Below are 13750 nucleotides of genomic sequence, written 5' to 3'. Positions count from 1 at the left end.
TTCAGCGTGCTGTGAGCTTAACGCCGCTGGCTTACGGCAGCCATAACGCAAATGCAGTAATTGCACGCGATGACAGGAATCGCGCGGATTCGTGTCTCATTGCCGAACCGCGGTTCTTGCATCGCTTGAATAACGGGCACGTCGGGCCCGTATGCCACCGCCTGCGCTCAGCCATTCATCCCCTTAGCGGTTATCATTCGCCTCCTGCCGTGCCCGCCGCGGCAAGGCTGGCGTGCCCGCCCTTTGAGGGGGCAACGTAAAGCCTTATTTGCGATACAATGAAAACGATTTTCATTTACACACCCCGGCGCGGTCGCACCGACCGCTTGGCGGCAGGCCGCGCCACGGACTGGAAGCATGATGCGGTTGTCTGAACTTCCACGGCGCACGCCCGCCGTAGTGCAATCGGTGGACGACGCCACCCCAGGGGATCCGGTTGCGCGCCGCCTGCGCGAACTCGGCTTCGTTGCCGGCGAGCCCGTGCAGGTCATTGCCTACGGGCCGTTCGGCATGGATCCGCTGGTGGCGCAGGTAGGCTTCACGCGCTTTGCGCTGCGCCGCTCGGAGGCGGCGCGCATCAGCGTGGAAATCGCCAGCGCCTCGGTCACCCGCATCGCCCCCGCCACGCAGGGCGACGAGACTGCCCCACCGTCCGCCAAGCGGACCGCCTGAGCCTTTCCCCGGATTATGTCTGCAGCTGCTTCCCCTTCTGCCCTGCGCATTGCGCTGGTCGGCAATCCCAATTGCGGCAAGACCGCACTGTTCAACCGCCTGACCGGCAGCCGCCAGAAGGTGGCCAACTACGCCGGCGTCACCGTCGAGCGCAAGGAAGGCTACTTCGTGTCGCCGGCCGGGCGCCAGGTGCGCATCCTTGACCTGCCCGGCGCCTACAGCCTGCATGCGGCCAGCCTGGATGAAGCCATCACGCGCGATGTCTGCCTGGGCCAGCGCGCCGGTGAGGCGCGCCCGGACCTGCTGGTGTCGGTGGTCGATGCCACCAACCTGCGCCTGCACCTGCGCTTCGTGCTGGAACTGCGCCAGCTGGGGCTGCCGATGGTGGTGGTGCTCAATATGAGCGACGCGGCTGCGCGCCGCGGCATCCAGATCGACCGCGACAAGCTGTCGGCCGCGCTCGGCGTGCCGGTGGTCAGCACCGTGGCGGTCCGGCGCGACGGCGCCGCGGCGCTGGTCAGCCTGCTCGATGCCACGCTGCCGCCGGCCCCGCCCGCTGGCACTGCATCGGGCCCGGACTTCGACGTGCATGCCGAAGTCAACCGCCTGCTGTCGGCCGCGGTGAGCATGCCGGCGCGCACCGCCGCGCTGGACGACCGCATCGACCGCATCGTGCTGCACCCGGTGTTCGGCCTGCTGCTGCTGGCGGTGCTGCTGTTCCTGATGTTCCAGGCGGTGTTCTCGTGGGCCGAGCCGCTGATGGACGGCATCGAGGGCGGCGTGCACTGGGCCGGCGAGATGCTGGGCGCCTGGCTGCCCGACGGCATGCTCAAGAGCCTGCTGGTCGATGGCCTGGTCGCCGGGCTGGGCAGCGTGGTGGTGTTCCTGCCGCAGATCCTGATCCTGTTTCTGTTCATCCTGACGCTGGAAGAATCCGGCTACCTGCCGCGCGCGGCGTTCCTGCTCGATCGCCTGATGATGGGCGCGGGGCTGTCGGGGCGCTCGTTCATCCCGCTGCTGTCGAGCTTTGCCTGCGCCATCCCCGGCATCATGGCCACGCGCACCATCCAGGACCCGCGCGACCGGCTCACCACCATCCTGGTGGCGCCGCTGATGACCTGTTCGGCGCGGCTGCCGGTCTATGCGCTGCTGATCGGCGCGTTCATCCCCGAGCGCACCGTGATGGGCCTGCTCAACCTGCAGGGGCTGGTGCTGTTCGCGCTGTACGTGGCGGGCATCGTCAGCGCGCTGGTGGTGGCCTATGCGCTCAAGTTCCTGCGCCGCGACCGCACCGACCATCCGCTGCTGATGGAGCTGCCGTCGTACCGTATCCCCAATCCGCGCGACATCGCCATCGGCCTGTGGGAGCGTGCCCGCATCTTCCTGTCGCGCGTGGGCAAGGTGATCCTGGCGCTGACGGTGCTGCTGTGGTTCCTGTCGACCTTCCCGTCCGCGCCTGAGGGCGCGACTGCGCCGGCGATCGACTACAGCTTTGCCGGCATGATCGGCCATGCGCTGCAGAAGGTGTTCGCGCCGGTGGGCTTCAACTGGCAGATCTGCATTGCGCTGGTGCCGGGCCTGGCCGCGCGCGAAGTCGCGGTGGGCGCGCTGGCCACCGTGTACGCGCTGTCGGGCAGCGAAGAGACCGTGGCCACGCAGCTGGCGCCCATGATCGCCGCGCAATGGTCGCTGGCCACCGCGCTGTCGCTGCTGGCGTGGTACGTGTTCGCGCCGCAGTGCATCTCCACGCTGGCGGTGATCCGGCGCGAGACCGACTCGTGGAAGGTGATGGCGCTGTCGGCCGCCTACCTGACCGGGCTGGCCTACCTGGCCGCGTTCGTGACCTACCGCGTCGCGCTGCTGTTCAGCTGAGGCCACCCGCCGCCATGAGCCTCTACCACGCCATCGAAACCCTGCTGGTCCCGCTGATCGTGCTGGCGTGCGCGGTATCGGTGGTGGCCCGCTACGCGCCGCGCACGCGCGAGCGCGTCAAGGCGGCGCTGGCGGCGCGCCTGGGCGGCCCTGCCGCCGCCGGCTGGCGCGGCCGCCTGGCCCGCTGGCTGGCCCCGCAGGCCGCCGCCGGCTGTGCCAGCGGCTGCGACGACGGCGGCTGCAATACCTGCGACGCCAATACCAGCAACTCCACCAGCCAGGACAAGCCTGCCGAGCAGGTGGTGCGCTTCGTGCGCAAGCGCTGAGGCGCGCTTTTCCTCCCTTATCCTCCACGCAGAAACGGGTACGCCCGCTGCTGCCGCATGGTCGCGGCAGGCGGCGGATGGCGCGCGTCCGGCCGTCTTTGCAGGCGGCGGCGTGGGCCTTTTTGCTGGTCAATCGGGCCCGTTCCGATGCACGCAGAATTGGGTACGCTTTACGCGCTCGCCTGCCGGGCAGGCACGCAGAAACGGGTACGCTCGACCGGTTATCCCTGCCGCTTGTGTACTCCCTCTCCCGCTTGCGTCTTCGCAAAGCAAAACGTGCAAAACAAAACGCCCTCCATCCGGAGGGCGTCTCGCCAGTTGCGGGATACCGGCGCTTACTTGACCGTACCGTAGAAGACCAGCTTCAGCGGCGTATTGTCGGCGACTGCGGTGCAGGTCGCGGTGATGGTGAAGTCGCCGGGACCGGTGCCGCTGGCGCGCACCTGGTTGGGCAGCATCACCATGCTCGGGCTCAGCGACACCGGCCCGGTGCTGGACCATGCCCAGTCCCTGCACGCGGTGAACTGCGCATCCTCGCCCAGGTGCTTCATGCGCGCGGTCACCTCGACCGGCGTCGGCGCCAGCAGCAACAGCGTGATCGGATCCTGGTTGTCGCCCACCAGTGCCCACAGCGGGTTTTCCGTCACCGTCAGGGTGGCGCTGCGCCGCTCGCCCAGCTTGCTGCTGACTGCGGTCACAGTCAGGCTGCCCTGCACCGGGCCGGTGTCGCCGGCCAGGCTGGTTCGCACCGTGGCGTCATGCGTACCCGCAGCTTCCGTTGCCGACAGCGTTGCCGAGCTTGCCGTATAGCTCCAGCTGCCGTCGAAATCCGCGGTCACGTCCTGGCCGTCGTGGCGCAGCACGCGCGCGCTGAAGGTGTCGGGACGATTGCTGAACACCTGCAGCGCGTTGACCTCGCGCCCGCCCTTGGTGGTCACCACGCGATAGGCCGCGGCGCCGTTCTTTTGCACCGTCACCGCGATGACGCCGCTGAGGGCATGTCCGTCAGGCGCGGTCACCGACACCGAGACACTGGCCGTGGCCGCGGTCGTCGGCGAGCCGTTGCTGGCCTTCAGCGTGGCGCTGTTCTGGCTGGCCGTGACCTGGACCGCGGTACCGCTGCTGGACCAGGCCCAGTTCGAGACGCTGGCCGACACATCGCTGCCGTTGCTGTCGAGCAGCGTCACCTTGACCGGCAGCTCCTGGCCGTCGCTCATCGACAGGCTGGTGGCAGGCATCGACAGCGTGTAGCTCAGCGCCGACGCCGGCACCACGGTGATGGTGGCCGATTGCGGGGGCAGCTGTACGGTGGTGTTGTCGCTCCCCCGCACCGTGGCCGCCACCTGCACGGTGGTAGTGCCCGGCGCCACGCCCCTGACCACGGCGCTGCCCGGCGTGCCCGAGCTCGGCGTTACGGTGGCGACGGCGCTGTCGGTGCTGGTCCAGTCGAAGGTGGTGTTGCCCGATACGTCGACGCCGTTGCTGTCGACCGCCAGCGCGCTGATGGTCAGCGTGCGGCCGACACCGACCTCGCCCGAGGTCACGCTCATCTTCGCGCTATAGGTCAGCGGCGTGGTGGTGCCGCCCGATGCCGGCGCGGCGGGCGCGCTGCCGCCACCACCGCCGCCGCATGCCGCCAGCAACAGGGCCGCGGCCGAGCCCGCCAGCCAGGATGCCCACATTCTCAGTCTCATGATGTTCCCCCCAGTCGTGTTTTTCCCGCGCTATCAGCCTAGGCACAAAGTGGCCCGCGCAATACCAGCCAGACGACTGAGGTGCAGCGCACAGAACATCGCGGGGAGTCATCCATTCAGCGCAGGACATCGCCATTCGGACGAGGAAAACCGCGGCCGAACGGCACGCACTGCAGCCGGCCCCAACCGTTTGGCGCAGCCCGTTTCCACCATCCCCTGAGCGGGCCACGACGGTTTGCCGCGCTCGACGGCACGTGCGCAACGCTTGACCAGTCCCGGACTTGTCGACTAACCTTGCCCGTTCCTATGGACCTGCGCGGCATGCGCACCCACGTGGAGCGGCCCCGGCCCCTCCGACTCCCGCCACGATGAACCGTTACACCAGCACTCCCTGCCAGGCTGCCGATGCGTCCCGCATCGCTGCCCGCGCGCGCGTGCTGGCTGCCCTGGCATCGGGCCGCGCCCTGCGCGCTTCCTCGCTACTGCTAAGCCTACCGATCGGTTGCCGGGCCTAGGGCCCCGTGGCAGTTCGGCAGCCTTGCGCCACCCTTTTCCCGTTTTTCCGTTTTTATCTTCCCTTGCGAGGAAGGAGACCCCGTATGCTCGTCAATCCCGCCACCAAGTACCGCCCTGCCGCCACCGTCGACCTGGCTGACCGCAGCTGGCCCGGCCGCACCATCACGCGCGCACCGCGCTGGATGAGCACCGACCTGCGCGACGGCAACCAGGCCCTGATCGAGCCGATGAACCCGGCGCGCAAGCTGCGCTTGTTCGAACAGCTGGTGAAGATCGGTCTGAAGGAAATCGAAGTGGCGTTCCCCGCCGCGTCGCAGACCGACTTCGACTTCGTGCGCATGCTGATCGAAGAACGGCGCATCCCCGACGACGTCACCATCGTCGTGCTGACGCAGTCGCGCGAAGACCTGATCCGCCGCACCGTCGAATCCGTGCGCGGCGCGGCCCGCGCCATCGTGCACCTGTACAACCCGATCGCACCGGCCTGGCGGCGCATCGTCTTCAATGCCTCGCGCGACGAGATCAAGGAAGTCGCGGTCTCGGGCACGCGCCTGATCAAGGCGCTGACCGATGCCATGCCCGAAACCGCGTGGACCTACGAGTATTCGCCCGAGACCTTCAGCCTGGCCGAACTCGATTTCTCGCTGGAAGTCAGCGACGCGGTGTCGGCCGCGTGGCAGGCCGGCCCGGGCCGTCCGATGATCCTGAACCTGCCGACCACGGTCGAATGCAGCACGCCCAACGTGTTCGCCGACCAGATCGAATGGATGCACCGGCGCCTCGCGCGGCGCGAGCATATTGCGCTGTCGGTGCATCCGCACAACGACCGCGGCACCGCGGTGGCGGCGGCCGAGCTGGCGCTGATGGCAGGCGCCGACCGCGTCGAGGGCTGCCTGTTCGGCAACGGCGAGCGCACCGGCAACGTCGACCTGGTAACGCTGGCGCTGAACCTCTACACGCAGGGCGTGGCGCCGCAGCTGGACTTCTCCGACATCGATGCGGTGCGCCAGTGCGTCGAGCACTGCAACCAGCTGCCGGTGCATCCGCGCCATCCGTATGTGGGCGACCTGGTCTTCACCGCGTTCTCGGGCTCGCACCAGGATGCGATCCGCAAGGGCTTCGCGCAGCAGCAGCCGGACGCGATCTGGGAAGTGCCCTACCTGCCGATCGACCCGGCCGACCTGGGCCGCAGCTACGACGCGGTGATCCGCGTCAACAGCCAGTCTGGCAAAGGCGGCATGGCCTACCTGCTGGAACAGGTGCACGGCCTCTACCTGCCGCGCCGCCTGCAGATCGAGTTCAGCCGCGCGGTGCAGGCCATGACCGACGACACCGGACTGGAAGCGAGCGCGGACGACCTGTATGGCCTGTTCCAGCGCGAGTACCTGGCGCGCGAGGCGCCGCTGCGCTATGTCTCGCACCAGCTGGCAAGCGACAGTACCGGCGCCACCGCGATCACGGTGCAGATGGAGCGCGACGGCCAGCCCTGCAGCGTGCGCGGCAGCGGCAACGGTCCCATCGACGCCTTCATCGATGCGCTGGATTTGCCGGTACGCGTGATGGACTACCACGAGCATGCGATGAACGCCGGCGCCGACGCGCGCGCAGCGTGCTATGTCGAAGTCCGCGTGGGCGATTCGCCGACCGGGTTCGGCGCGGGCATCGACGCCAACCTCGTCACGGCTTCATTGCGTGCGGTGCTGTCGGGCGTGAACCGGCACCTGCAGGCGGGCTTTGCTGCCGCCGCTCACAACACGGCCAGCGCCGCCGTGGCCTGATGCCTGGCGTGTAGCGTTGCGCAAGAAAACCGGTGTGCCCCGCCCCCACGGGGCACACCCGGAAAGACGCCCTTGCGGACGCCCACGACATGCCTGGTGCGATCCGGACACGTATTGCGCGTGCTCGGATCTTTCGCACAGCGTAAGCGGCAGCATCGGGCCGCGCTACGAATCATTTCGCATGTGGTTAGAAGCGATGTCCGAGGGCGCGTTGGTTGTGCCGCGTTGTAGCGCGATCGCGACGCCGCGCGCGCCATTTGGTTCCGCTTGTTTTGTGTCAAGGCCCTCGCCGGCCCGCTCGGCCACACTGGGCGCGGCTTCGATAACAAACCAAGCAGACCTCATGAAAACACTGTCTCTTCGCACCGCCACCTGTTCGGCCATCGCCGCCTGCGCCATGCTCGGCGCCTTCGCCACGCCCGCGGCCGCCGCGGACGACGCCCAGGGCAACTGGATGGTGCGTCTGCGCGGCACCTACCTCGACATGGCCCACAGCTCGGATCCCGTTGGCGGCGTCGGCCGCTCAGACCGCATCACGGTCAACAACAAGTGGATTCCGGAACTCGACGTCACCTACTTCTTCACGCCGAACTTTGCCGCCGAACTGGTGCTGACTGTGCCGCAGAAGCAGAACGTCTATCTCGACGGCAACAAGATCGGCACCTTCAAGCACCTGCCGCCGACGCTGCTGATGCAGTACCACCTCATTCCCAACGGCACCTTCCGCCCGTATATCGGCGCGGGCCTGAACTTCACCCACATCTGGGGCGAAAACCTCGCCAACAACTCGCTGCAACTGGATAGCTGGAGCGTGGGCCCGGCGCTGCAGATCGGCATGGACTACAAGCTGACCAGGAACTGGTTCCTCAACGCCGACATCAAGAAGATCTGGCTGAAGAGCGACGTGAAGGCGGGGGACGTCAAGGTCTCCAAGGTGAGCCTGGATCCGTGGCTGTTCAGCGTCGGGGTGGGATATCGGTTCTGAGTTGCCGCCTGCGTGCAAGAAACCGGCGCCATCAGGCGCCGGTTTTTTCGACGACATGCCGATGCGGCGACCAGCCAGCTTCAATGCCTGACCAGACTCGCCACGTCCTCTGCCGGCACGCCGGCCTGTTCTTTGTATTGGCGGCCGGCACGTCATGCCGTCCCCAGCGTGCGCCGGGCTGCCGCGACCGCTGCCGTGCGTGTTTCCACGCCGAGCTTTTCGTAGATGTGTTCCAGGTGCTTGTTTACCGTGCGCGGACTCATCCCCAGGATCTCGGCGATATCGCGATTGGTCTTGCCTCGCGCCACCCAGGCCATCACCTCGGCCTCGCGCGGCGTCAGCACCGGCACGGCGGCAGACGCACCGAGGTCCTGCCCCGGCGCGGACAACTCCACCACCACCACCTCGGCGGCCTCGCTTGTCAGGCGGCGCAGGCAAAGTCCGTCGGCACTGGTTTCCGCTGCGATGCACAGGCGTAGCACGGCTGCATGCAGCCCGGATGCCAACCCTTCGCCAGGACCCGGCACCGGCCATCCCCGCGCATGCAGCAATGCCATCGCGCTGTCGTTGATCCACAGGATCTTGCCGCCACGGCCGGCCGCGAACATCGGCACCGAGCTGCCCAGTACTGCCTGCCGCGCGCTGCGTGCCAGCCGCGCCTTGCCTGCGTGCGACCGCAGCCGCGCCACCACCTCGGCAATTGCTACCGGCTTGGTCACGTAGTCGCAGGCGCCGATCTCGAAGCCGCGCACGATATGGCCGATATCACCCAGCCCGGTCATGAAGATGACCGGCAGGTCGGCGTGCCGGTCCAGCAGCCGCACACAGGTGGCAAAGCCGTCCATGCCGGGCATGTCCACGTCCAGCAGCACCGCGTCGGGCGTGAAATGCATAAGCACGTCCAGCGCGGCGTTGCCGCTCGCGGCGGTGTGCACCAGCATGGCTTCGTCAGCCAGCGCACGGGTCATGAAGCTACGCGCATCGGCATTGTCGTCGACCACCAGTACGCGGGTCTCAGGCGCGGGCGGCGCCTGCGGGCGATCAGCTTCGGGATGCATGGAGGGCCTCGCCAAGTGATGTGGTCAGCGCGGCGGCATCGGTGCGCGCGAGCGCCAGCATCTGCAGCGCCCAGGCGGCCACGGCGCCGCCTTCTTGCGCCAGTTCTGAAAGTTGCGCCTCTACCGCGCGCAGCCTGCCGGTGGCGCCCAGCTGCAGCAGCTCACGCAGGGTGTCCGGCGCCGGCGCTGCCGCAGGCTGGGGCTGGGGCTGAGCCAGCGCGCGCCGCACCATCTCCACCAGTTCGCGCTCGCGCACCGGTTTGCTGACAAAACCCAGGTAGCCGTGCAGCGCCCGCGTCTCGTCGGTGTTCTCATGCGCATTGGCAGAGACGATCACCACCTGTGGCGCCGGGTCCAGCGCGCGGATCTGGCGGCACAGGTCCCAGCCGGACGCATCGGGCAGGTTCAGGTCGAGCAGCACCAGTTGCGGTTGCCAGCGGCACAGTTCGGCCTGCAAGCCGGCGCCATCGCCCGCTTCGCGCACGGTCAGGCCAAGCGGCGCGAGGAAGCCGCGCAGCACCGCGCGATGCGCGGCGCGGTCATCGACAACCAGCACGCGCGCGCCCGCTGGCAACGGCTGCGCGGGTACGGCCGGCGGGCGCGCGAGCGGCGCCTGCACGCTTGGCAGGTACAGCCGTACCGAGAACTCGCTGCCCTTGCCCGGCGCGCTGCGCACGCGGATGTCCCCGCCCATCAGGTCCGCCAGCAGGCGCACGATGGCGAGCCCCAGGCCAATGCCCTCCTGTTCGTCGTGCGGCGTGGCGCGTTCGAACGGATCGAAAATGCGCGCCTGGTCATGCGCGGCGATGCCGGGCCCGGTGTCGCTGACGGCGATGGTGGCCAGCTCGCGCTGGTGCTGCACCGTCAGCACGACCTCGCCCTGCTCGGTGAACTTGATCGCATTGGTGACAAGGTTGATGAGGATCTGGCGCAAGCGCTTGGCGTCGCCACGTACGTGCGCCGGCAGCGTGCCGGCCACACGATAGTGGAACGCCAGGCCGCGCGCGGTGGCCAGGGGCCGGAACATGCGGACGAGCTCGTCCAGCAGCTCTGGCAGCGCCACCGCTTCCTGCTCCAGGCGCAGCTTGCCGGCCTCGATGCGCGACAGCTCCAGCAGTCCGTCGACCAGGCTGGACAGGTGCTCGCCGGCCCGCCCGATGGTGCGCACATCCTCGCGGCAGGGGGCGGGCAGCGCAGGTGCGCGCAGCAGCAACTGCGAATATCCGAGGATTGCGTTGAGGCCGGCGCGCATCTCATGGCTCATGCCGGTGATAAAGCGGCTCTTGGCCTGGTTTGCGTGTTCCGCGGCTTCCTTGGCTCCCTGCAGCAGCGCATCGGTGCGGCGGTGGGCATCGATCTCCTTCTGCAGCAACTGGTTCTGGCGCTCGGATTCTTCCTGCGCCACGGCACGGCTTTCATTGGCCAGCGCCAGCCACCAGGCGGCCACGGCAGCGAACAGCACCAGGCCGGCGCCGAGCTTGAGGAACAGGCTGGCGCGCGGCGCGGCCAGCGGACCGGACAGCTGCTCCTGCGTATAGAGCAGCCACAGCAGGGTGCCGAACATAAACATCATCCCCGCCAGCAGCATTCCGAATTGTCCGATGCGACGCACCATGTCCGGCGGCGTGCCCGCCGGCAACACACGCGTCAGCGCCGTGGCGACCTGCGCATGGGCGCTGGCTCCCGGCTTGCAGCGGTCGCCGCAGCGCGCGTCGAGCGTGCAGCAGAGCGAGCAGATCGGGCCGCGATAGGCTGGGCACGCGGCCACGTCTTCCTGCTCGAAGGGATTGCGGCAGATGGCGCAGCGGATCACGGCATGGCGACGGCCGAAGTCGGCGGGCGCGCGCGCGATGAAATAGCGGCTGCGCGTGGCCAGGGCGATCAGCGGCGACAGCAGGATCGCGAGCGCGAGGCCGACACCGACCGAAGCCGGGCGCAGGCCCTCGCCCAACACCCCCAGGTGGGCCACCATCGACGCCGCAGATGCCAGCAGCATCGCGCCGAAGCCGGCAGGGTTGATATCGAACAGGTAGGCGCGCCGGAATTCGATATGCCGCGGCGAAAGCCCGAGCGGCTTGCTGATGACGAGGTCGCCGAAGAGCGCGCCAACCCACGCGACGGCGAGGTGGGCGTAGAGCGCCAGCACCTGCTCCAGCGCCTCGAACACGCCCATGGCCATCAGCATGACCGCGATCAGCACATTGAAGGCGAGCCACACCACGCGGCCCGGGTGGCTGTGCGTCAGCCGCGCAAACACATTCGACCATGCCAGCGAGCCGGCATAGGCGTTGGTGATATTGATCTTGGTCTGCGAGACCAGTACGAACAATCCCGTCAGCGCCACGGCGACCCAGCCGGGCCAGGCCGGCCCCAGCCCGCGTGCAAAGCCCGCCAGGTACATCTGCGTGGGTTCGAGCGCATGCGTGAGCGGCTGCCCGGCCTGCAGCACCACAAAGGCCAGGAACGCCCCGCCCGCCATCTTTGCCGCACCCAGGATGATCCAGCCGGGGCCGGCCACGATCAGCGCGCTCCACCAGCGCACGCGGTTGCGCCGCGTCAGCGGTGGCATGAAGCGCAGGAAGTCGACCTGCTCGCCGATCTGCGCGATCAGCGCGGCCGCCACGGTGGCGGCCGCGCCGAATGCCGGCCAGGAGAAGCCATCGCCATCGGCCAGGCGCCCGTTGAGCGACAGGAAGTCGCCATAGCGCTGGGGCTCGCGCCAGAGGATCAGCGCGTAGGGCAGCACCAGCAGGACCAGCCACACCGGCTGCGACCAGAGCTGGATGCGCGACAGCAGCGTGACGCCATGCGTAACAAGCGGGATGACCACCATGGCCGACAGCAGGTAGCCGACCGGCCGCGGCAGGTCGAACAGCAGCTCGAAGGCCTGGGCCATGATCGCGGCCTCAAGCGCGAAGAAGATGAAGGTGAAGCTGGCGTAGATCAGCGAGGTGATGGTCGACCCCAGGTAGCCGAAGCCGGCGCCGCGCGCCAGCAGGTCGATGTCCAGGCCATGGCGCGCCGCGTAGTAAGCGATCGGCAGGCCGGTCAGGAAGATCACCAGGCTGACCACGCCGATCGCCCACATCGCGTTGGTAAAGCCATAGCTCAGCGTGATGGCGGCGCCGATGGCCTCCAGCGCCAGGAAGGCGACTGCACCAAAAGCGGTATTGGCCACCCGGAACGCGCTCCACTTGCGGAACGACCTTGGTGCAAAACGCAGCGCGTAGTCCTCGAGAGTCTCGTCTGCCACCCAGCGGTTGTAGTCGCGGCGGATCTTGCTGATGCGCTGGACTGGCTGGCTGGCGCTCGACATGGTTCGGTCCGGAGGAAAGGTCGGAAAACGTGGCAACGGCGGCAGGGCGCTGGCGTCGAGCCGCGCTGATGCAAGAGCTGTGCCGCCGTGCCGATGCGCCTGGCGATCCTGCCGCGAACGGCGCGTACGTTGAATGACGTATGGCCGCCCTTGCCGCAGCCCAGCATGATCGTCTCGCAAGCTGCATTGCCGCCACGGCTCAGCCCACTCACCTCGTCCCCAAGGAGCGTCGATCATGCGTGACACAGACAGCAACGGATCCCCAACCACCCATGGCGACGGCGCGCCATCGCTGCCGCGTCGGCGCCTGATGCAAGGCCTGGCCGCCCTGCCGGCACTGCCGCTGGCGGGCCTGGCGGCGCGCGCGCAGGGCGCCAGCCTGCCTACCGCTACGGTCAACACCACCAGGCTGGCCGTGACCGATACCGAAGTCACCGTCGGCCAGCTGCACTCGGCCACCGGCACCATGGCAATCTCTGAAACGGGCTCGATCCAGGCCGAGCAGCTCGCCATCGACCAGATCAATGCAGCCGGTGGCATCCTTGGCCGCAAGATCCGGGTGGTCAAGGAGGACGGCGCCTCCGACTGGCCCACCTTTGCCGAGAAATCACGCAAGCTGCTGGTCAACGACCGTGCTGCCGCGGTGTTCGGCTGCTGGACCTCGGCCTCGCGCAAGGCGGTGCTGCCGGTGTTCGAGAAGGAGAACGGCCTGCTCTACTACCCCACCTTCTACGAGGGCCTCGAACAATCGAAGAACGTGATCTACACCGGCCAGGAGGCCACCCAGCAGATCATCTGGGGACTGGACTGGGCCGCCAGGCAGAAGCAGGCCAAGAGCTTCTTCCTGATCGGCTCGGACTACATCTGGCCGCGCACGTCGAACAAGATCGCGCGCAAGCACATTGAGAATTTCTTGAAGCTGAAGGTGGTCGGCGAAGAGTACTACCCGCTGGGCCATACCAACTTCAACTCGCTGATCAACAAGATCAAGGTGGCCAGGCCGGACTGCATCTACGCGATCGTGGTGGGCGGCTCCAACGTGGCCTTCTACAAGCAGCTGAAGGCAGCCGGCATCACCGCGGACAAGCAGTTCCTGCTGACCATCTCGGTCACCGAGGATGAAGTGCTGGGCATCGGCGGCGAGAACATCGCCGGCTTCTATGCCGCGATGAAGTACTTCCAGTCACTGGACAACGCCAACAACAGGCAGTTCGTCGATGCCTTCAAGGCCAGGTACGGCGGCAAGGCCGTGATCGGCGATGTCACCCAGGCGGCCTACCTGGGCCCGTGGCTATGGAAGGCCGCGGTCGAGAAAGCGGGCAGCTTCGATGTCGACAAGGTGGTGGCGGCTTCTCCCGGCATCGAGCTGAAGACCGCGCCCGAAGGCTACGTCAAGGTGGATGCGAACCATCACCTGTGGAGCAAGACGCGGGTCGGCCTGGCGCAGCCCGACGGCCAGTTCAGGGTGGTGGCCGAATCGCCGCAGCTGATTGCGCCCAACCCGTTCCCGAAAGGCTACCAGTAATACCGCGC

The 13750-nt window shown here is 67.8% G+C and carries 9 protein-coding genes; 6 read left to right on the top strand and 3 right to left on the bottom strand.

Features of this window, described 5'->3' with window-relative positions; genetic code table 11:
- Nucleotides 1-360 precede the first annotated feature (360 nt).
- The 3 genes from A2G96_RS31495 to A2G96_RS31485 are packed head-to-tail and all read left to right on the top strand — an operon-like array spanning nucleotide 361 to nucleotide 2870.
- Nucleotides 361-672, top strand: coding sequence for a FeoA family protein (locus A2G96_RS31495; RefSeq protein ID WP_062804019.1), 312 nt, complete (start codon nucleotides 361-363; stop codon nucleotides 670-672).
- 15 nt (nucleotides 673-687) lie between these two features.
- Nucleotides 688-2544, top strand: a complete 1857-nt coding sequence (feoB, locus tag A2G96_RS31490) for a ferrous iron transport protein B (protein ID WP_062804018.1) — start codon at nucleotides 688-690, stop codon at nucleotides 2542-2544.
- A gap of 14 nt (nucleotides 2545-2558) precedes the next feature.
- The gene (locus A2G96_RS31485; protein ID WP_062804017.1) at nucleotides 2559-2870 is read left to right on the top strand and encodes a DUF6587 family protein; all 312 of its coding nucleotides are present in this window, start codon (nucleotides 2559-2561) and stop codon (nucleotides 2868-2870) included.
- A gap of 335 nt (nucleotides 2871-3205) precedes the next feature.
- Here A2G96_RS31485 and A2G96_RS31480 read toward each other — a convergent pair whose 3' ends face one another.
- The gene (locus A2G96_RS31480) at nucleotides 3206-4552 is read right to left on the bottom strand and encodes a hypothetical protein (RefSeq protein ID WP_231909715.1); all 1347 of its coding nucleotides are present in this window, start codon (nucleotides 4550-4552) and stop codon (nucleotides 3206-3208) included.
- A gap of 611 nt (nucleotides 4553-5163) precedes the next feature.
- Between A2G96_RS31480 and leuA the strand changes: the two genes are divergently transcribed.
- Nucleotides 5164-6858, top strand: a complete 1695-nt coding sequence (gene leuA / locus A2G96_RS31475) for a 2-isopropylmalate synthase (protein WP_062804015.1) — start codon at nucleotides 5164-5166, stop codon at nucleotides 6856-6858.
- Between the two features lie 343 nt (nucleotides 6859-7201).
- On the top strand, nucleotides 7202-7843 hold the full coding sequence (locus tag A2G96_RS31470) for an OmpW/AlkL family protein (RefSeq protein WP_062804014.1): 642 nt from the start codon (nucleotides 7202-7204) through the stop codon (nucleotides 7841-7843).
- A 152-nt stretch (nucleotides 7844-7995) separates the two neighbouring features.
- Here the strand turns inward: A2G96_RS31470 and A2G96_RS34315 are convergent, their stop codons facing one another.
- Both A2G96_RS34315 and A2G96_RS31460 read right to left on the bottom strand, forming a co-directional pair.
- Nucleotides 7996-8901 (bottom strand): response regulator, encoded by a 906-nt coding sequence (locus tag A2G96_RS34315; protein WP_062804013.1) that lies wholly within the window; start codon nucleotides 8899-8901, stop codon nucleotides 7996-7998.
- Nucleotides 8885-12217: a hybrid sensor histidine kinase/response regulator gene (locus A2G96_RS31460; RefSeq protein WP_062804012.1), complete on the bottom strand. Its 3333-nt coding sequence runs from the start codon at nucleotides 12215-12217 to the stop codon at nucleotides 8885-8887. Before A2G96_RS31460 ends, A2G96_RS34315 begins: the two co-directional genes overlap by 17 nt.
- 235 nt (nucleotides 12218-12452) lie before the next feature.
- Here A2G96_RS31460 and urtA point away from each other — a divergent pair, with 235 nt between their 5' ends.
- The gene (gene urtA, locus A2G96_RS31455) at nucleotides 12453-13742 is read left to right on the top strand and encodes an urea ABC transporter substrate-binding protein (protein ID WP_174549338.1); all 1290 of its coding nucleotides are present in this window, start codon (nucleotides 12453-12455) and stop codon (nucleotides 13740-13742) included.
- Nucleotides 13743-13750: the final 8 nt, after the last annotated feature.

This window comes from Cupriavidus nantongensis (genome assembly GCF_001598055.1).
Classification (GTDB): Bacteria; Pseudomonadota; Gammaproteobacteria; order Burkholderiales; family Burkholderiaceae; genus Cupriavidus; species Cupriavidus nantongensis.
The sequence above is the reverse complement of the archived record's forward strand: the minus strand, read 5'-3'. Positions and strand labels throughout refer to the sequence as shown.